The sequence below is a fragment of the Pseudomonas sp. URMO17WK12:I11 genome (assembly GCF_007677725.1).
GTDB lineage: Bacteria > Pseudomonadota > Gammaproteobacteria > Pseudomonadales > Pseudomonadaceae > Aquipseudomonas.
Window position 1 is genome coordinate 305336 of record NZ_VEDF01000005.1, and the last position, 17530, is coordinate 322865.

Here is a 17530-nt window from a genome sequence, read left to right on the forward strand (position 1 = left end):
CAGAGAGTGTAAACCCGTGGGTCAGCTTTGCGCAGTGGATTGTGTTATGGAGAGGCGACCTTGCCGGCGTATCGAACCGGCAAGGTGGCTTACACAGGATCTTCCAAGGGCTTACATGTGCGACTCGGCGTATTCGGCCAGAACCGACCGCGGTACACCTTGCAGCGTGATGTGCACGCCGTGGGGGAAGTCCTTGAAGCGCTCGGTCAGGTAAGTCAGGCCGGAGCTGGTCGCGGACAGGTAGGGGGTATCGATCTGCGCCAGGTTACCCAGGCACACCACCTTGGAGCCAGCGCCGGCACGGGTGATGATGGTCTTCATCTGGTGCGGCGTGAGGTTCTGGCATTCGTCGATGAGGATCAGGCTCTGCTGGAAGCTGCGCCCGCGGATGTAGTTCAGCGACTTGAACTGCAAGGGCACACGTTCAAGGATGTACTCGACGCTGCCATGGGTGCTTTCGTCATCCATGTGCAGGGCTTCGAGGTTGTCGGTGATCGCGCCCAGCCAAGGTTCCATCTTCTCGGCCTCGGTACCCGGCAGGAAGCCGATCTCCTGGTCCAGCCCCTGCACGCTGCGGGTGGCGATGATGCGCCGGTAGCGCTTGCTGACCATGGTCTGCTCGATGGCTGCAGCCAGGGCCAGAATGGTCTTGCCGGAACCTGCGGCGCCGGTGAGGTTGACCAAATGGATATCGGGGTCGAGCAAGGCGAACAGCGCCAGGCTCTGGTGGATGTCGCGCGGCTTCAAGCCCCAGGCTTCCTGGTGCAGCAGCGGTTCCTGGTGCAGGTCGAGCAGCAGCAGCTCATCGTTGCGCATGCCCTTGACCCAGCCGACGAAGCCTTGCTCATCGATGATGAATTCATTGATGTGCACCGCCGGCAGGCTTTCACTCATCTGCACCCGGTGCCAGGTACGACCGCGCTCCTGACGCGTTTCGACCTTGCTGACGCGGTCCCAGAACGAGCCGGTGACCGAGTGATAGCCCTTGGACAGTAGCGAAACGTCATCGACCAGCTGGTCGGTGCTGTAGTCCTCGGCAGCAATGCCACAGGCGCGCGCCTTCAGGCGCATGTTGATGTCTTTGGTGACCAGCACCACGTCCAGGTCGGTGCGCCGGGCGCGGACCTCGAGCAGTTGGTTGATGATGATGTTGTCGTTGAGGGTTTCAGGCAGCAGCTTGTTCGGTTCGTTGCGCGGGGTCATCAGGATCGACAAAAAGCCCTTGGGCCCACTCTTGCCGCGCTGGATCGGCACGCCCTGTTCGACTGCGCTGGGCGAGGCATCGCCCAAGGTCTGGTCGATCAAGCGGATGGCCTGGCGGCATTCGGCAGCGATGGACTGTTTACCGGTCTTGAGCTTGTCGAGTTCCTCCAGCACCGTCATGGGCAGGGCGACGTGGTGCTCCTCGAAGTTGAGCAATGCGTTGGGGTCGTGAATCAAGACGTTGGTATCGAGCACATAGAGGATTGGCTTGCTGGAGGAAGGGGTGCGTCCTTGGTCATCCATACTCGGTCACCTTATGTCGAAGCCACACGGCACGCGCTGTGGCGCGCCGCAGAGTGACGACCGTTCTCCCCGTATCCGCGTTGCTACGGGCGGGAAGCGAACCTGGCAAGGTGGGCCTGGATGACGCCACCTGTGCTGCAGGAATCGGCTGTCTGGTTTCTTCATACCGCAAAAACCATGACCGGAAAAAGCACTTTTACGTATTTTTGAAGTTTATTTTTCCGATTGACGAAGCGCCCTTGGCGATCGCTCGATCGCAGACTACAGTCAGAAGTCATACCCCCGATTCACCTGCCGCATAATCGTGGCAATCCTCCCAACCGAGTCCGCTTTGCGCGGTGTGCTGCAGCAGCCATTGCAGCGCTGGCTGAGCCTTTGGCAGGCTGTCGTGAAACTGGATGACGCCTTTGCGCCACAGCAGCATCAAGGTCACGACACGCTGGGCAGATGCCTCGGCCGTCAGCGCAGTATCGTCCTGAGCATCGATGTCCCACAGCGATACACTGAGCTGCTGGCTGGCCATGAACGCTTCGCCATCGGCGCGGCGCTGACCGTAAGGTGGACGAAACAGCGGCACGTATTGCCCGGGCAGGTCCGCCTGGACTCGCGCCTGGGCACGTTTGATCGAGTCCTGCCAGCCCTGCCACTGGGCATGCGAGCGGTATTCCCAGCCTTGTATGCCAACACACTGGCCGCCATACAGCCGTGCCAAGCTGCCGGCCGGCGTAGCATCGCGGCGCTGCTGCAGGCGGCTGCCCAGCACGAAGAAGGTGCCTTGCAGGCGCTGCTTGCGCAGGTAGGCTGTCAAGGCGTCGACAGGGCTGCCCTCAGGCCCGGGACCTCCGGCGAAGGTCAGCAAGAACATCCGATCGTTCAATTCGTCGCCGCTGCGCTCACCACTGGACAGGCGCTCGATCTCGCTGCTGGTCTGCGGCAACAACGCGGCCTTGCGCAGTTGCTCATCGAGGTAGCGCACATGGAACTGATAGCTTGGCTCGACCCAGCCTGTGTAGAAGGTGCCAACATCGCTGGCGAACGTCGCAGCCTTGCTGCGCAATTCACTCATGGACTCGACCAGATAGCAGAATGACGCATCCTGCTCGCAACTGCGCTGGGCCTGTTGATAACCCTGCCACAGGCGCTGCCACATCTGCGCGCGCACCGCGCGGATCTTCTGCAGGTTGATCTGGCGCAGGCCCAGGCGCGCGCCCAGGGCAGCGTCGTCGAGCAGCTCGCTTTCGTGCAGCACGCGGGCAAACGACAGGATCTCCGCCCGCGAGGCAACATCGAACAAGGGCGGGCTGTCGAGCTGTTCAGGCCACTGGCTGCGGTCGAGGCTGGCCGGCGGCATGGGCGCAGCCTGGGCGGCCAGGCCCAGCAACATGGCAAGCAACGCGGCGACGATGCGCATGAGCGATCCCTGGGTGACGGCAAAGCGCGCACTATAGCGCCTGCCTGGCCTATGGTCTGTGACTATCGTCGTCATAGTTTGGACTTGTCCTCCCTACCCCGTAGAATTGCCGGCAACGTTTCCTGGAGCCGACCCGATGCTGACGGTGATTTCCCCCGCCAAGACCCTCGATTACGAAACCCCCGCGGTTACCGAGCGGTTCACCCTGCCGCAATACCTGGACGACTCCCAGCAGCTGATCGGCCAATTGCGCGAGCTTTCGCCGGTGCAGATCAGCGAACTGATGCACCTCTCCGACAAGCTCGCTGGCCTCAATGCTGCGCGTTTCGGCAGCTGGAGCCCACAGTTCACGCCGGCCAACGCGAAGCAAGCCTTGCTCGCCTTCAAAGGCGATGTGTACACCGGCCTCGACGCCCAAAGCCTCAGTGAAGACGACTTCAGCTACGCCCAGGATCACCTGCGCATGCTCTCTGGCCTGTACGGCCTGCTGCGCCCACTCGACCTGATGCAGCCGTATCGCCTGGAGATGGGCACCAAGCTGGCCAATGCGCGCGGCAAGGACCTGTACGCCTTCTGGGGCACGCGTATCAGCGAATGGCTGAACCAGGCGCTGGCCGACCAGGGCGACGATGTCTTGCTCAATCTGGCCAGCAACGAGTACTTCAGTGCGGTCAAACGCAGCGCCCTCAAGGCCCGGGTGATCAATGTCGACTTCAAGGACCAGAAGAACGGCCAGTACAAGATCATCAGCTTCTACGCCAAGAAAGCCCGCGGCATGATGAGCCGTTTCGTCATCCAGGAACGGGTCAACGATCCCGAGCAGCTCAAGGCCTTCGATGTGCAGGGCTATTACTACAGCGCCGAACAGTCCAAGGCCGATCACCTGGTGTTCCTGCGCGATCACCCGGACGACTGAGCCGAGCACAGGCCATCAAGGCCCATCGGCCAGGCGTACCCAGCCCGCTGCCAGGCCATCGACTTCGATCCCCTGCACCACTGCTGCGCCAGGCGTTACCCTGACCTTGCGCGGCGGTTGCCCGTCCTGCGCGCGAAACAGCACGTAAACCTGCCCCGCCTGATCCTCGTGCAGCGCCTGCGGCGGTATGACCATCGCCTGCCGGCGAGGCTCCAGCTCGACGCTCAACTGCGCGCTCATGCCCAGCCGCAACCCCAGCGCGGTGGCTGCCTTGGGCAGGGTCAATCCCACCGTCAACGCGTACCAGGCCGCTTGCCCGCGATCATCCAGGGCCTGCTGGCCAACCTGCTCGACGCGGCCTTCGAAGCGCTGCCCGGCGATCAGCGCCTGCACCGGCTGCCCCTCGCGCAGCTTGGCCAGATCTTCCTCGTGCACCTTGGTCACCACCTGCAGACGCTCGAGCGCCACGAGGCTGCCAAGGGGCGCGCCTTGGCTCAGCAGCTGTCCGACCTGCAACGGCCGCCCGGTATCATTGCGCTCGCTGGGCGCTGCCACCAGCAGCCCGCTGAAGGGCGCCACGACCACGCTGAGCGCACGCCGATCGGCCAATGCCTGCCAGCGCGCTTGCGCATTGGCCAGCTCCATGCCGGCAATCGACAGTGCCTCGCCCTCGCCACGCGTGCGGGTTTGCCGGACATCCTGCTCGGCATCCAGCAAGGCCTGGCGTTGCGCCTGGGCTTGCTGCTCCAGGCTCTCTAGCTCCATGCGTGCGATGATGCCGCGCTCGAACAGGCGGCGGGCCTCGCGCAAAGCGCCCTCGCTGGCCTGCAGGTTGGCCCGGGCGGCGCCGAGCGCGCGTTCGCTGCGTGCCATTTGCGGCCCCTCGCGCCAGGCGCGCAACTCAGCGAGCTGCGCGCGAGCCTTGAGTCGCTCCGCTTCGGCCTGGCGCAACTGGATATCGATCTGCGCCGTGTCCAGCACGAACAGCGGCTGGCCAGCGGCGACTGGCTGCCCTGGCTGGACCAGAACGGCTGCCAGCACCGCGTCGAACGCTGCGCCCAGCGCCTGTCGGCGGCTCGCCTCAAGCCTGCCGACCAGTCCCAGGCGGCTGTCCACGCGCTGCGCCTCGACCCTCACCCACCGTGGCGCAGAACGCGGTTCGACAACCGGCCAGCAGGCCCAGGCGAGCAGCACACCCGCACATGGCAGCAGGCGTATCACCCAACGCCAATGCCTAATCATCCAGCGCCACCTGCCAGCGTTGTAGCGTGCTGCCCACCACTTGGTCGAGCATGACCTGCGCCTGCAAGTAGTCGATGCTGGTGTCCAGCTCCGTGCTCTGTGCCTGGCGCAGATCGCTTTCGAAGCTCAGCACCTGGAAATTGCTGGAGCGTCCAGCGGCCAGCTTCTCTTGCTCGATGTCCAGCTTGCGCTGTGCCAGCTCCAGGGCTCGGCGGGCGATGCCCAGTTGTCGCCAGCGCACCTGCAGGTCGCGCACGGCAACGGCGACATCGCGAGCCAATTGCTGCTGGGCCTGTGCTTCGCGCAGGCGCTGGGTGTCCGCCGCTACCTGGGCCTGTACCAGGACTTGCCGGCGGCTCAGGTCGCCGAGCGGGATGCTCAGTTCAAGGCCCAGGTAATGCTGCCAGGCCCTGCTTTCCACGGGCCGCTCGCGCTGTTGGCTCGCCCCCCCGATCAAGGCCAGGTCCCACCACTGTTCATTGCGGGCTACCTGCAAGTCGATCGCCGCCTGCTCACCTGCCAATAGCTGCGCGCGGTAGGCCGGTTGCAGGCGTTGCGCGCGCTGCAGCGCCTGCTCGGCATCCAGGTGCGTCGGCTCGACGCGCAGGGGCTCGACGGCGCGCAAAGGTGTGGTCATGTCCAAAGCCAGAACCTGCGCCAAGGCCAGACGGCTTTGATAGAGCCGGTTGCGACTGCCTTCGCGCGCCAGTTCCTGATCAGCGACCTGCGCCTGGGCCTGGACGATCTCGAAGGCCGGCATGCGCCCGGCCGCGATCAACGCACGGTTCACCTCGACCCATTGCCGCGCGCGTGCCAAGGCATCATCGGCGATGCGTAGCTGCTCCTGGGCACGCAGCAAGTCGTGGTAGTCGAAGATGGTCTGGGCAACGACTTGAGCGACGCTCTCCTGCAATGCCAGGCGGTTGATCTGTTCAGCCAGGTGCGCCTGGCGCAGCGGCGCGGTGGCGATCGCACGTCCGGCACCGCGCAGCAGCGGCTGGATGATCGTCAGGTTGGCGCCGTCGCTGTAACGCCGCCCGGCGTCATCGGCGCGGGTATCATCGTACGCCCAGTCCAGGCTCAGGCGCGTGCCATAGGGCGTGAGCAGACTGGCGCTCGGCGTGAGCTGGGCCTGACGGTAACGGTCAGCCTGGTTGCGCTGACCCAGATAGCGCGCGTGCAACGACAATTGTGGGGCGAACTGGTCGACGGCCACCCGCAGGTCGAAGCGTTGCACCACCCGCTGCAAGTAGGCACCGCGCACGGCCCGGTTGTCGCGCAAGGCCAGGGCAATGGCATCGGTCAGGCGAAGCTCGACCGACTCCTGCGCCCCTACGCAGGTCATTGTCACCAGGCTGCCGATCAGCAACAGCCACCTAGTCATCGCGCAGCGCCTGCACCGGTTGCAGCCGCGCCGCCGCCAGCGCCGGCTGCAGGCCGAAGAACAACGCCAAGGCCAGCGAACTGCCAACCCCGGCCGGCAACGACCGGACGTCGAATGCGAATCCCCAGCCGGTCAGCCAGACGAACCCCCAGGCCGCGGCCAACCCAAGCAGCAGCCCGGCAAACGCAGCGGCCGCCGCCAGCACCACCGCCTCGAGCAGGAACAACCCGGCGATATCTCGCCCGCGGGCGCCGAGCGCCAGGCGTACGCCTATTTCACGGCGGCGCTGGCTGACGTTCATGACCATCACATTCATGATGCCAACACCGCCGAGCAGCAAGGCGATGGCGGCCGTGCCGGCCAGGCTCCAGCGCAGCAGCTGGGTCTGACTGGCCATGCTTGCCAGCAGTTGCGCAGGCAGTTGCACGCTCAGCGCATGGGCGGGCAATTGCGCCTGCAAGTCATCGAGCAATTGCTGGGCAATCGCTGCCAACTCACCGCGATCATCGCCTCGGGCCAGCACGGCACTCACCTCACCCGCACTGGCCAGGCGGCCCAGGGCAGACAGAGGCATCAGTACTGTCTGGTCGAGATCGATCGGCAGCATAGGGTTGGCGCCGCGCTGCGCCAGGATGCCGATCACGTCGAACAGGTAGTTGTCCAGTTGCAGACGATCGCCAGGTTGCGCCTGCAAGCGCTCGGCCAGCGCTGCCCCAAGCAGCACGTGCAGCGCGCCATCATCATGACGGGACAGCGCCCGCCCGCTGTGGATCTGTAAATCGAGCACCTGCGCCAGCGCCGGGGTGCTGCCAGCCACCATCAGCGCTTCGCTGACCTCACCCAGCCGCGCTGCGGCGACGCTGACTGCCAACGGCGCCGCAGCCACGATTGCTGGCGGTAGCGCCGCCAACGACAGCCGTACAGGCGGCGCGGCAACGCCTGGGGTGTCGATGCTGACCAGTACCAGGCTGCTGCCCAGGCGCTGGAACATCTGCCGGGTGTGCTGCGCAGCGCTATGGCCGATGTTCAGCAACGCCACCAGCGCCGCGCAGCCGACAGCGATACCGAACGCGGCCATCCAGGCTCTCCCTGCCAGCTGCCGAACACTGCCGAGTGCCTCCTGCAGCCTTTGCGGCCATGACGGTCCGTAGTCTTCAGGCATGCTCGAGCGCACCCTCGCGCACCCGGACGCGTCGCTGCATGCACGCGGCGATGCGCTCATCATGGGTGACAAGCAACAGCGTCATGCCCTGCTCGCGGTTGAGCGCGAGCAGCAACTCGACCACCGCTTGCGCCGCGTCGCCGTCCAGGTTGCCGGTGGGCTCGTCAGCCAGCAGGATGCGCGGCTGGGTGACCAGGGCCCGGGCGATCGCCACGCGCTGGCGCTGCCCGCCCGACAGATCGGCTGGCAGACTGGACGCCTTGTGCAACAAACCGACGCTGTGCAGCCGCACCCTGGCGGCCTCACGCGCCGCTGCACGGGGCACACCGCGATAGCTCAGGGGCAAGGCAACGTTGTCCAACGCGCACAAGCGTGGCAGTAGATTGAAACTCTGGAACACGAATCCGAGCAGATGATTGCGGGTGATCGCCCGGCTGTCGGCGTCGGCGGTGCTCATGTCACGGCCGTCAAGGTACACCATCCCTTCGCAGGCGCGGTCCAGCAGCCCGATGATGTTGAGCAAGGTGCTTTTGCCTGAGCCAGAGGCCCCAAGGAGGGCGCAGGATGCGCCGCGCGCCAGGGTAAACGAGGCATTGTGGAGGATGCGCTGGCCACCGAATCGGCGGCCGATGCCGTGCAAGGCAATGATGGGATCCTGGATCATTGCTGTTTGCTCGCGTCCTGCGCAGGTGGCGTCAGTGGCGGCTTTGCTTCGTCGGCCTGCTGTTCCAGTTCGAGGGTGGTTTGCAGGACCGTGTCGAACAAGAACATTGACGTACGAGTGCGCGGCAACTCTGCACCCTCTTTATTCAGCATGGCATGCAGCTCGAAACCGTCGAATTCGGCGCCAATGATAGGCGGGAGTGACCTGTAGTAGTCACTCATCTCGCGGATCGCCAATTCACGCGAACCGCTTCGTTGATATTCGCTGTTCGATTTTTCTACGATATAGGCTGTCCACTGGGACGCGCGTAGCCCCAGTTCCCAGTTGGCTGCGTAGCGTTCGTTGTGGGTAAACTCACCTGCCTCATCGTAGCTGATGAGTGCCAGTTGCTCGGTTGTCAGATCTTTGAAAGGGTTAGTGTCTTTTCCATTGGAAAAATCGGTCGCTTGACGCGCCCTGGCCAATAACTCGGGATCATCTGTCTCAGGGACGATGGCGTCATAAAGCGCTTTGTTCGAGATATAAGCGTTACCGCCCAGGTGGATACTGATGCGCAGTGCCAGAGCGGCCAACTCTTTGCGGCTCAATTGGCTGTCACGCGCAGCAGCGCGTTCCGCCGCAGCCGCCAGCTGCTTGGCTAAAGGTGACACCTGTAGGGAGTCTGCCGCCTGATCCGTCGATATTTCAGGCATAGCCCCTGACGCGCCTGGTCGAACTGGGTTTAATCCTGACGTGATAGATGCTGGTAAGGATGTAACGAGTGAATCGCCAACTTTTGTCATGAGCGCTATCTCCACGACTGGTAGCACGAATGTAAAACCATCGGTTGCGGTAGCCTGCGCGCCGAGCAATGCTCGGACACGCGCAGGCCACCCTGCACATGAGGTCTACTTCATGACAAATTCAGCTTTCCATGAGTAGTTTGCGCCAAAGCCTGAATTGACAGCGGTGCACGTCGCGCCGCCGCTTGGATTGGCAGCCTTGCTCCATTTAGGCAGCATCATGACGAACGAAGTGCCAAAGGCGCAGGTTTTAGTGCCGTCGGAATAACGCAGCGAGGCACCATTAACGTCTGGACTGACTTGACGTTGCACCGTGAACTTGATCGATTGGCCGGCATTGACCTTTTGTTCAGGTTTGGGATTGGCAATCAGGTAAGTGCTGTTTTCATTGGCGTTCGTCAATTGCAACGTGACGGTCTTGGCAGAGAGGTTCTTGAAGGTCACCTCGACAGGCGGACCCGCCAGCGCCTGCCCTGTGGCAAGCAAGCAAACGGTAGAGCATAGAAATTGAAAGATAGTTTTCATCGGTATGGGTCTCGTCTCTTCCATGTGTTGATGGATGAGACGCCCTATCTGGCCATCAGCCGGAGGCTGTCCAAGACGTTCCCTCGTTCATGGACAGCCTAGAAAGGCGTCCAAGAAGGCTAGCGGCAGCTCTACGTAAAACCTTAGTCTCTGTGTGGCCTTGCTCTGTTACGGTATGTGTCTCAGGCCATCCTGTCCCACAGGTCGCAGGTAGAGAAGCAGAATAGCCAATATTCCGGCGCCACTAAAACGACGAATACCGGTTTATCGCGAGACGCCATAAGCCCGTTCGTACTTTTTTGACTAATTTCGAAAAAAAATTTTGCGTGATGGCATAACAACGGCGCGCGTCAGTTCCGCCCCTTATAGCCGGGGGTAAAACCGAGCTGTGCTATCAAATTGAAAGTATTCGCCACTGAAAAATTATTTAGAAATCTTTCATGGTGGCCATTCCGCCCCAGGAACTTCTCCCACTACCTGTCGCTCATAGTGCCGTAACGAATTTCATGCCCCCGGGCTGTACGAGATGACTTACAGGACAATCGGCCGGTAACTAATACCCGCCTCACTCAGTAACACCGGTGCAAACGGGTTCCCCCGACAGCCCCGTCCATGGAGGACAGACGCGCCCCTGACAATTCGTCCTAGTGGTTGATTTCAAAGGATTTTTCCACTTGAAAGAACAAGCACAGCAGTACGCCACGTAAGCGTATTGCAATAAAGACGGCTGCATCATAGGGCACGCCTTTTAATTACTGGTTAGCAACTGCCATTTACTAGTGCACAACTTTGTGCGCGACGGATTCATTCATGCCTGCGCTCGGCGAAGTGAGCATTCGCCACGGACCCGTGCGCCCGAAAACTGTTGTTAATCAACCCAGTCCGGCTTTTGCGAAAGAGCCGACGTGATAAACACACGAGGTGATAGCGATGCGTATCAGCATCTTTGGTTTGGGTTATGTAGGTGCGGTCTGTGCAGGCTGCCTGACGGCGCGTGGCCATGACGTGATTGGTGTGGACGTGTCCAAGACCAAGATCGACCTGATCAATCAGGGCAAGTCGCCCATCGTCGAACCTGGCCTGGAAGCACTGCTGCAACAAGGCATCGCCAATGGCCGCCTGCGTGGCACCACCGATTTCGCCGAGGCCATCCGCGCCAGCGACGTGTCGATGATCTGTGTCGGCACCCCGAGCAAGAAAAACGGCGACCTGGGCCTGGAGTACATCGAGTCGGTGTGCCGCGAGATCGGTTACGTGCTGCGTGACAGCGAGCGCCGCCACACCATCGTGGTGCGCAGCACCGTGCTGCCAGGCACCGTGAAGAACGTGGTGATCCCGATCCTCGAAGAATGCTCCGGCAAAAAAGCCGGTGTCGACTTCGGCGTCGCGGTGAACCCGGAATTCCTCCGCGAAAGCACCGCGATCAAAGACTATGACCACCCTCCGATGACCGTCATCGGCGAGCTGGACAGCGCCAGCGGTGACGTGCTGCAAGCGTTGTACGAAGAACTGGACGCCCCGGTCATCCGCAAGCCGATCGAAGTGGCCGAGATGATCAAGTACACCTGCAACGTCTGGCACGCCACCAAGGTCACCTTCGCCAACGAGATCGGCAACATTGCCAAGGCCGTGGGTGTCGATGGTCGCGACGTGATGGACGTGGTCTGCCAGGACAAGGTGCTGAACCTGTCGCAGTACTACATGCGCCCAGGCTTCGCCTTTGGCGGCTCGTGCCTGCCCAAGGACGTACGCGCCCTGACCTACCGCGCGGCCAGCCTCGATGTACGCGCACCGCTGCTCGACTCGCTGATGCGCAGCAACGAATCCCAGGTGCAGAACGCCTTCGAGCTGATCGAAGCCCACGACAAGCGCAAGGTCGCCCTGCTCGGCCTGAGCTTCAAGGCCGGTACCGACGACCTGCGCGAAAGCCCGCTGGTGGAACTGGCCGAACGCCTGATCGGCAAGGGCTACCAGCTGGACATCTACGACGAGAACGTCGAGTACGCCCGCGTTCACGGCGCCAACAAAGAGTACATCGAGTCGAAGATCCCCCACGTCTCGTCGCTGCTCAACGCCGATTTCCAGAAGGTCATCGACAACGCCGACATCATCGTCCTGGGCAACCGTGACGAGCAGTTCCGCGCCCTGGCTCAACAGGCACCGGAAGGCAAGCAAGTCATCGACCTGGTCGGCTTCATGAACAAGACCACCTGCAACGTCAGCCGTACCGAAGGCATCTGCTGGTAAGCGCTTGACCGGCCAGCGATGGGGCCTTGGCACCAGGCGCCCCATCGCTGCCCACCTTTTCCCGAATTCTCGACGGATGCTGAACATGCAAAGGCTCCAGACAGTGCTGTTGCAGTGCGCCGGGTGGCTGCTCTACATGAGCCTGCTCATGCTGATCGCCCTGGCCCTGCCAGCCGATATCTTCGACTCGCAGTCGAAGCACTTCATCTTCCTGGTCGGCGCAGTCGGCATCTGGCGCTACTCCATGGGCGCCACCCATTTCATCCGCGGCATGATCTTCCTCTACGGCGTCTACCCCTACCTGCGCCGCAAGGTTCGGAAAATGGGCGAGTCCGCGGCGCCGTCGCACGTCTACCTGATGGTCACCAGCTTTCGTATCGAAGCTCTGACCACCGCCCAGGTGTACAGCTCGGTGATCCGCGAAGCCATCGAATGCGGCTACCCCACCACCGTGGTCTGCTCGCTGGTAGAGATGTCCGATGAGCTGCTGGTGAAAAGCCTCTGGGCCAAGTACAACCCGCCGTCCCACGTCACCCTGGACATCGTGCGCATCGCCGGCACCGGCAAGCGCGACGGCCTGGCCTACGGGTTCCGCGCCATCTCGCGGATGCTGCCGGACGAAAATGCCGTGGTCGCGGTGATCGACGGCGACACCGTGCTGGGCGAAGGCGTGGTGCGCAAGACCGTGCCGTGGTTCAAGCTGTTCCCCAACGTCGGCGGCCTGACCACCAACGAGTTCTGCGAAGTGCGCGGCGGCTACATCATGAGCGAGTGGCACAAGCTGCGCTTCGCCCAGCGCCACATCAACATGTGCTCGATGGCCTTGTCCAAGCGCGTGCTGACCATGACCGGGCGCATGTCGATGTTCCGCGCGAGCGTGGTGACCAACCCCGAGTTCATCGCCGACGTCGAAAGCGACTCGCTGATGCACTGGCGCCTGGGCCGCTTCAAGTTCCTCACCGGCGACGACAAGTCCAGCTGGTTCAGCCTGATGCGCCTGGGCTATGACACCTTCTACGTGCCGGACGCGGCGATCAACACGGTCGAGCACCCGCCTGAAAAGAGCTTCCTCAAGGCCAGCCGCAAACTGATGTACCGCTGGTACGGCAACAACCTGCGGCAGAACTCCCGTGCCTTGGGGCTGGGGCTGCGGCGCCTGGGTGTGTTCACCAGCATCGTGCTGTTCGACCAGCGCGTGTCGATGTGGACCAGCCTGCTCGGCCTGACCGTGGCGGTGATCGCCAGCCTCAAGTTCGGCATGGCCTACCTGCTGGTGTACCTGCTGTGGATCGGCATCACCCGTCTGATCCTGACCATCATGCTGCTGTGCTCCGGCCACAGCGTCGGGCCGGCCTACCCGCTGATTCTCTATTACAACCAGATCGTCGGCGCGCTGATGAAGATCTACGTGTTCTTCCGCCTCGACAAGCAGTCCTGGACCCGCCAACCGACTGCCCTCAAGCGTGACCTCGCCAGTTTTCAACAATGGTTCAACACCTGGTCCTCGCGGACCATGACCTTCTCCGCTGCCAGCGTCTTCGTCGCTGTGCTGTTCATGGTCGTGTGAGCCCAATCCGGATCGGTACTAACAGGAACAAACCAAGATGAATAACGCCGTGAACGTCAACGTCGTGCATGAGTCCGAAGCCCAGCGCCAACACGCCCGTGTGCGCATTCCGGCCAAGCTGCGCATTCTGGACCAGGCGCGCCAGGCACCGGATGTAAAGGTCGACGACCTCTCTGCCGGTGGCTTGAGCTTCCACAGCCCCCTGCCCCTGGCGATCGGTGAAGTACTGCGCGGCCGCCTGCAGTTCACGGTCGACAACCTCGGGTTGTCGATGGACATCGAATTTCAGGTGCGCTCCCACGACAGCGCCAGCGGCCGTACCGGTGCCCAGTTCCAGAACCTGGAGCCACGTGACATCGCCACCCTGCGCCACATCATCACCAGCCATCTGTCCGGTGAGCTGATCACCGCCGGCGACGTGCTCAGCACCTTGCAGCGCGACAACTTCACCAAGGCACGCAAGCAGAAGGACAACGGTTCGGGCCTGTCCGCCTTCGGCCGGCTCAAGGCGGTGACCGTGACCCTCGGGGTATTCGTGGTCGGCGTGGCGGCCTTCGGCTTCGTTGCCAAGTCGCTGTATGGCATGTACTTCGTCAGCCATGCCGAAGCAGGCGTGGTGGCGGTGCCGACCACCACCGTGACCATGCCGCGCGACGGCACCGTGAACAGCCTGACGCAAACCGGCGGGCAGATCGTCAAGGGCGCGCCGCTGGCCAGCTTCACCACCAGCATGCTGGACATGCTCAAGGGCAGCCTGGACGACTCGCAGCTGGAACCGGCGAAGATCGAGGAGCTGTTCGGCAAGCAACTCTCCGGCACCCTCACCAGTCCTTGCGATTGCGTGGTCGCTCGGCAACTGGTCGATGACGGCCAATATGCCGCCAAGGGCCAACCGATCTTCCAGCTGATACCGCGAACCACCACACCGATGGTCGAGGCGCGCTTCAGCTATCGCCAGTTCGACGAGGTCAAGCCAGGCACCCGGGTCAGCTTCCAGGTCGCCGGCGAAGACGCGATGCGCAGCGGCCAGATCGTCAGCAGCACCAGCCTCAACAGCGATGACCTGGCCTCCGACATCCGCGTGCAGATCAAGCCGGACAGCGCCATGCCTGCCGAGCTGGCAGGCCGCCCGGCCTCGGTACAAAGCGATCGCGGCCCGTCCCTGGACTGGCTGGTCGACAAAGCTGCGGCCCGCGGGCTGTAAGGGGATCAAGCGATGACCTTGCCGAAGAAAAGCGCAAGCCTGGGCCTGTGTGCCCTGGCCACGGCGGTGGCCCTGGCCGGTTGTGCCGGCCTGCCTGACCAGCGCCTGGCCAACGAAGCCCTCAAGCGCGGCGACACTGCGCTGGCCGAGCGCAACTACCAGGCGTTGGCCGACCTCGGTTACAGCGATGCCAAGGTCGGCTTGGCCGACATCAAGGTGGCCAGCCGCGACCCTGCGCAGATCCAGCAAGCCGAGGCGACCTATCGCGCCGCAGCGGCGACCTCGCCGCGGGCCCAGGCGCGTCTTGGGCGGCTGCTGGTGGCCAAGCCCGACAGCACCCAGGCCGAACGCGAAGAGGCCGAAACCCTGCTCAAGCTGGCCGCCCAGCAAGGCCAGGGCAATACCCTGATTCCGCTGGCCATGCTCTACCTGAGCTATCCGCAGAGCTTCCCCAAGGTCAACGCCCAGCAGCAGATCGACCAGTGGCGTGCCGCCGGCAACCCGGAAGCGGGCCTGGCCCAAGTGCTGCTGTACCGGACCCAGGATACCTACGACCAGCACCTGGACGAGGTCGAATCGATCTGCAAGGCAGCCCTGACCAGCACCGACATCTGCTATGTCGAGCTGGCCACGGTCTATCAGAAACGCGCCCAGGCCGATCAGCAAGCCGCGCTGATCGCCCAGCTCAAGTCGGCCTATGCCCGCGGCGCCGTGCCTGCCAGTCGGGTCGACAGCGTGGCGCGAGTGCTGGCTGACCGCAGCCTCGGCCAGACCGATGAAAACACCGCCAAGGCCTTGCTCGAAGAAGTCGCGCCGGCCAATCCGGCCTCCTGGGTGAGCCTGGCCCAGCTGCTGTACGACTTCCCCGAGCTGGGCGACACCGACCAGTTGATGAGCTACATCGACAAGGGCCGGGCCGCCGAACAGCCGCGCGCCGATCTGCTCCTGGGTCGACTGTATTACGAAGGCAAGACCGTGCCGCCCGACGCCGCCAAGGCCGAGCGCCATCTGCAAGCTGCAGCCGCGGCCGGCGAAGTCAGTGCCGACTATTACCTTGGCCAGCTGTACCGCCGTGGTTACCTGGGCAACGTCGAGCCGCAGAAAGCCGTCGATCACCTGCTCGCCGCCGCCCGCGGCGGCCAGAACAGCGCCGACTATGCGCTTGCCCAGCTGTTCAGCGAAGGTCACGGCATTCGCCCGCAACTGGGCAACGCCTGGGTGTTTGCGCAGTTGTCGCAACTCAACCCCACCCCGCAGTCCAGCGAGCTGCTGCAACAGCTCGATCAGCAGCTCAGCCCCGAACAGCGCAACCAGGCCCAGAGCCTGTTGGCACAGGAACGCCAGGCCCGCGGCAGCATGGGCCAAGGCGCCACCCGCTCCCTGGCCATGGAGGCCCTGCAAGACGACGAAAAAGACGTAGACGCCGAGGACTCGCTATGACGCTCAATCCCTTCGTGAAAGCCGGCATCGGCCTGAGCTTCGCGCTGCTGTGGTCGTGCCCGACCCTGGCGGACATGACTGCGCAGAAGAACTTCGGCCTGGACGTGAAGATCACCGGCCAATCCGAGGACGACCGCGACCTGGGTACCCGCCCCGGCGGCGACGTCAACGGCCTGGGTCTGGACCTGCGCCCCTGGGTATACGGCGAACGCGGCAACTGGAGCGCCTACGCCATGGGCCAGGCAGTGACTGCCACCGACACCATCGAAACCGACACCCTGCGCCAGAACGACGACGGCACCACCACCGACACCGGCGACAACAGCCGCAAACCTGATAAAAGCTACCTGGCCATGCGCGAATTCTGGGTCGGCTACAGTGGCCTGACCGCCTACCCCGGCGAGCAACTGCGCCTGGGTCGCCAGCGCCTGCGCAGCGACGACGGCATGTGGCGCGACACCAACATCGAGGCGCTGAACTGGACCTTCGACACCACGTTGCTCAAGGCCGACCTGGGGGTTGCCCAGCGTTTCAGCGAATACCGCACCGACCTCACCGAGCTGGCCCCGGAAGACAAGGACCGCACCCACGTGTATGGCAACGTCGCCGCGCAGTGGACGCCGGGTCACTGGGTTGGCCTGCGCGCCCACCACACCCATGACAGCGGCAGCCTGAAGAACCCCGGGGAAACCGTCGATGCGCTGGACAAGACGCGCACCGGCGACCTCACCTGGCTGGGCCTGGAAGCCAACAGCGACGCCTACAACTGGCGCAACGAACACACCGTCAACTACTGGGGCAGCGTCACCTGGTTGAGCGGTGATCGCGACAAGCTCAGCACCCAGCTGGTCGGCGACGACCAGGTCGCCACCGGCAAGCAGAGCGGCGACGTCAATGCCTGGGCCACCGACCTCGGCATCCGCCTGCGCCTCGATCCGCAGTGGCAGGTCGGCGCCGCCTATGCCCGCGGCAGCGGCGGGGGTGGCGATGATGGCTCGAACAACTTCGAGCAGACCGGTCTTGAGAGCAACCGCTCCAACTTCACCGGTACCCGCTCGCGCGTGCACCGCTTCGGCGAGGCCTTCCGCGGCGAACTGGGCAATCTGCAGGCAGCGACCCTGTTCGCCTCCTGGCAACTGCGCGACGACTACGACGCCAGCCTGATCTACCACAAGTTCTGGCGCGTCGACGGCAACCAGAACATCGGTTCCAGTGGCATCAACGCGGTGGTCAACGACAACGGCGTGAACCGTCAGCTGGTCGATGGCGAAAAAGACCTCGGCCAGGAAATGGACGTGGTCGTCACCAAGTACTTCAAGCAGGGCCTGTTGCCCGCTTCGATGAGCCAGGCGATCGACGAGCCTTCAGCCCTGGTGCGCCTGCGCGCCGGTGTGTTCAAGCCCGGCGACGCGTATGGCAAAGAAGCGGACTCGTACATGCACCGTGCCTTCGTCGACGTGATCTGGCGCTTCTGAGGCCG

14 protein-coding genes are annotated in these 17530 nt (G+C 63.3%); 6 read left to right on the top strand and 8 right to left on the bottom strand.

Annotation, left to right across the window (positions count from 1 at the left end; all coding sequences use genetic code 11):
- Nucleotides 1–111 precede the first annotated feature (111 nt).
- Both FS665_RS12490 and FS665_RS12495 read right to left on the bottom strand, forming a co-directional pair.
- On the bottom strand, nucleotides 112–1506 hold the full coding sequence (locus FS665_RS12490) for a PhoH family protein (RefSeq protein WP_145188441.1): 1395 nt from the start codon (nucleotides 1504–1506) through the stop codon (nucleotides 112–114).
- 274 nt (nucleotides 1507–1780) lie between these two features.
- On the bottom strand, nucleotides 1781–2917 hold the full coding sequence (locus tag FS665_RS12495) for a polysaccharide deacetylase family protein (protein WP_145188444.1): 1137 nt from the start codon (nucleotides 2915–2917) through the stop codon (nucleotides 1781–1783).
- 136 nt (nucleotides 2918–3053) lie between these two features.
- Between FS665_RS12495 and yaaA the strand changes: the two genes are divergently transcribed.
- Nucleotides 3054–3833 carry a peroxide stress protein YaaA gene (gene yaaA, locus FS665_RS12500; RefSeq protein WP_145188448.1) on the top strand — a complete coding sequence of 260 codons (780 nt, stop codon included), beginning with the start codon at nucleotides 3054–3056 and terminating at the stop codon, nucleotides 3831–3833.
- Nucleotides 3834–3848: 15 nt separating this feature from the next.
- Here yaaA and FS665_RS12505 read toward each other — a convergent pair whose 3' ends face one another.
- The 6 genes from FS665_RS12505 to FS665_RS12530 form a co-directional block, all read right to left on the bottom strand.
- The gene (locus tag FS665_RS12505; RefSeq protein WP_145188451.1) at nucleotides 3849–5075 is read right to left on the bottom strand and encodes an efflux RND transporter periplasmic adaptor subunit; all 1227 of its coding nucleotides are present in this window, start codon (nucleotides 5073–5075) and stop codon (nucleotides 3849–3851) included.
- Nucleotides 5068–6459, bottom strand: coding sequence for a TolC family protein (locus tag FS665_RS12510; protein ID WP_145188454.1), 1392 nt, complete (start codon nucleotides 6457–6459; stop codon nucleotides 5068–5070). The genes FS665_RS12505 and FS665_RS12510 overlap by 8 nt, the downstream gene beginning before the upstream one ends.
- Nucleotides 6452–7537 carry an ABC transporter permease gene (locus FS665_RS12515; RefSeq protein WP_256675090.1) on the bottom strand — a complete coding sequence of 362 codons (1086 nt, stop codon included), beginning with the start codon at nucleotides 7535–7537 and terminating at the stop codon, nucleotides 6452–6454. Before FS665_RS12515 ends, FS665_RS12510 begins: the two co-directional genes overlap by 8 nt.
- Before the next feature lie 76 nt (nucleotides 7538–7613).
- Nucleotides 7614–8285, bottom strand: a complete 672-nt coding sequence (locus FS665_RS12520) for an ABC transporter ATP-binding protein (protein ID WP_145188460.1) — start codon at nucleotides 8283–8285, stop codon at nucleotides 7614–7616.
- Nucleotides 8282–8977 carry a hypothetical protein gene (locus FS665_RS12525; protein ID WP_145188463.1) on the bottom strand — a complete coding sequence of 232 codons (696 nt, stop codon included), beginning with the start codon at nucleotides 8975–8977 and terminating at the stop codon, nucleotides 8282–8284. Before FS665_RS12525 ends, FS665_RS12520 begins: the two co-directional genes overlap by 4 nt.
- A gap of 195 nt (nucleotides 8978–9172) precedes the next feature.
- Nucleotides 9173–9592, bottom strand: coding sequence for a hypothetical protein (locus tag FS665_RS12530; RefSeq protein WP_145188466.1), 420 nt, complete (start codon nucleotides 9590–9592; stop codon nucleotides 9173–9175).
- 930 nt (nucleotides 9593–10522) lie between these two features.
- On the opposite strand from FS665_RS12530, the gene FS665_RS12535 reads away from it, so the two are divergent.
- The 5 genes from FS665_RS12535 (at nucleotide 10523) to FS665_RS12555 (ending at nucleotide 17525) form a co-directional block, all read left to right on the top strand.
- Nucleotides 10523–11839: a nucleotide sugar dehydrogenase gene (locus FS665_RS12535; RefSeq protein ID WP_145188469.1), complete on the top strand. Its 1317-nt coding sequence runs from the start codon at nucleotides 10523–10525 to the stop codon at nucleotides 11837–11839.
- An 85-nt stretch (nucleotides 11840–11924) separates the two neighbouring features.
- Nucleotides 11925–13406: a glycosyltransferase family 2 protein gene (locus FS665_RS12540; RefSeq protein ID WP_178108334.1), complete on the top strand. Its 1482-nt coding sequence runs from the start codon at nucleotides 11925–11927 to the stop codon at nucleotides 13404–13406.
- Between the two features lie 37 nt (nucleotides 13407–13443).
- Nucleotides 13444–14610, top strand: coding sequence for an alginate biosynthesis protein Alg44 (locus tag FS665_RS12545; protein WP_145188475.1), 1167 nt, complete (start codon nucleotides 13444–13446; stop codon nucleotides 14608–14610).
- Between the two features lie 12 nt (nucleotides 14611–14622).
- Nucleotides 14623–16050 (top strand): alginate biosynthesis TPR repeat lipoprotein AlgK, encoded by a 1428-nt coding sequence (gene algK / locus FS665_RS12550; RefSeq protein ID WP_145188478.1) that lies wholly within the window; start codon nucleotides 14623–14625, stop codon nucleotides 16048–16050.
- Complete coding sequence (locus FS665_RS12555) at nucleotides 16047–17525, top strand: alginate export family protein (RefSeq protein ID WP_145188481.1); 1479 nt, start codon at nucleotides 16047–16049, stop codon at nucleotides 17523–17525. The genes algK and FS665_RS12555 overlap by 4 nt, the downstream gene beginning before the upstream one ends.
- Nucleotides 17526–17530 lie beyond the last annotated feature (5 nt).

Excerpts from the sequence above, each read along its gene's own strand:
- FS665_RS12535 (WP_145188469.1), top strand. The coding sequence starts at position 10,523 with ATGCGTATCAGCATCTTTGGTTTGGGTTATGTAGGTGCGGTCTGTGCA.
- FS665_RS12490 (WP_145188441.1), bottom strand. The coding sequence starts at position 1,506 with ATGGATGACCAAGGACGCACCCCTTCCTCCAGCAAGCCAATCCTCTAT.
- FS665_RS12510 (WP_145188454.1), bottom strand. The coding sequence starts at position 6,459 with ATGACTAGGTGGCTGTTGCTGATCGGCAGCCTGGTGACAATGACCTGC.
- FS665_RS12495 (WP_145188444.1), bottom strand. The coding sequence starts at position 2,917 with ATGCGCATCGTCGCCGCGTTGCTTGCCATGTTGCTGGGCCTGGCCGCC.
- FS665_RS12530 (WP_145188466.1), bottom strand. The coding sequence starts at position 9,592 with ATGAAAACTATCTTTCAATTTCTATGCTCTACCGTTTGCTTGCTTGCC.
- yaaA (WP_145188448.1), top strand. The coding sequence starts at position 3,054 with ATGCTGACGGTGATTTCCCCCGCCAAGACCCTCGATTACGAAACCCCC.
- algK (WP_145188478.1), top strand. The coding sequence starts at position 14,623 with ATGACCTTGCCGAAGAAAAGCGCAAGCCTGGGCCTGTGTGCCCTGGCC.
- FS665_RS12515 (WP_256675090.1), bottom strand. The coding sequence starts at position 7,537 with ATGGCCGCGTTCGGTATCGCTGTCGGCTGCGCGGCGCTGGTGGCGTTG.
- FS665_RS12555 (WP_145188481.1), top strand. The coding sequence starts at position 16,047 with ATGACGCTCAATCCCTTCGTGAAAGCCGGCATCGGCCTGAGCTTCGCG.
- FS665_RS12545 (WP_145188475.1), top strand. The coding sequence starts at position 13,444 with ATGAATAACGCCGTGAACGTCAACGTCGTGCATGAGTCCGAAGCCCAG.
- FS665_RS12520 (WP_145188460.1), bottom strand. The coding sequence starts at position 8,285 with ATGATCCAGGATCCCATCATTGCCTTGCACGGCATCGGCCGCCGATTC.
- FS665_RS12505 (WP_145188451.1), bottom strand. The coding sequence starts at position 5,075 with ATGATTAGGCATTGGCGTTGGGTGATACGCCTGCTGCCATGTGCGGGT.
- FS665_RS12540 (WP_178108334.1), top strand. The coding sequence starts at position 11,925 with ATGCAAAGGCTCCAGACAGTGCTGTTGCAGTGCGCCGGGTGGCTGCTC.
- FS665_RS12525 (WP_145188463.1), bottom strand. The coding sequence starts at position 8,977 with ATGCCTGAAATATCGACGGATCAGGCGGCAGACTCCCTACAGGTGTCA.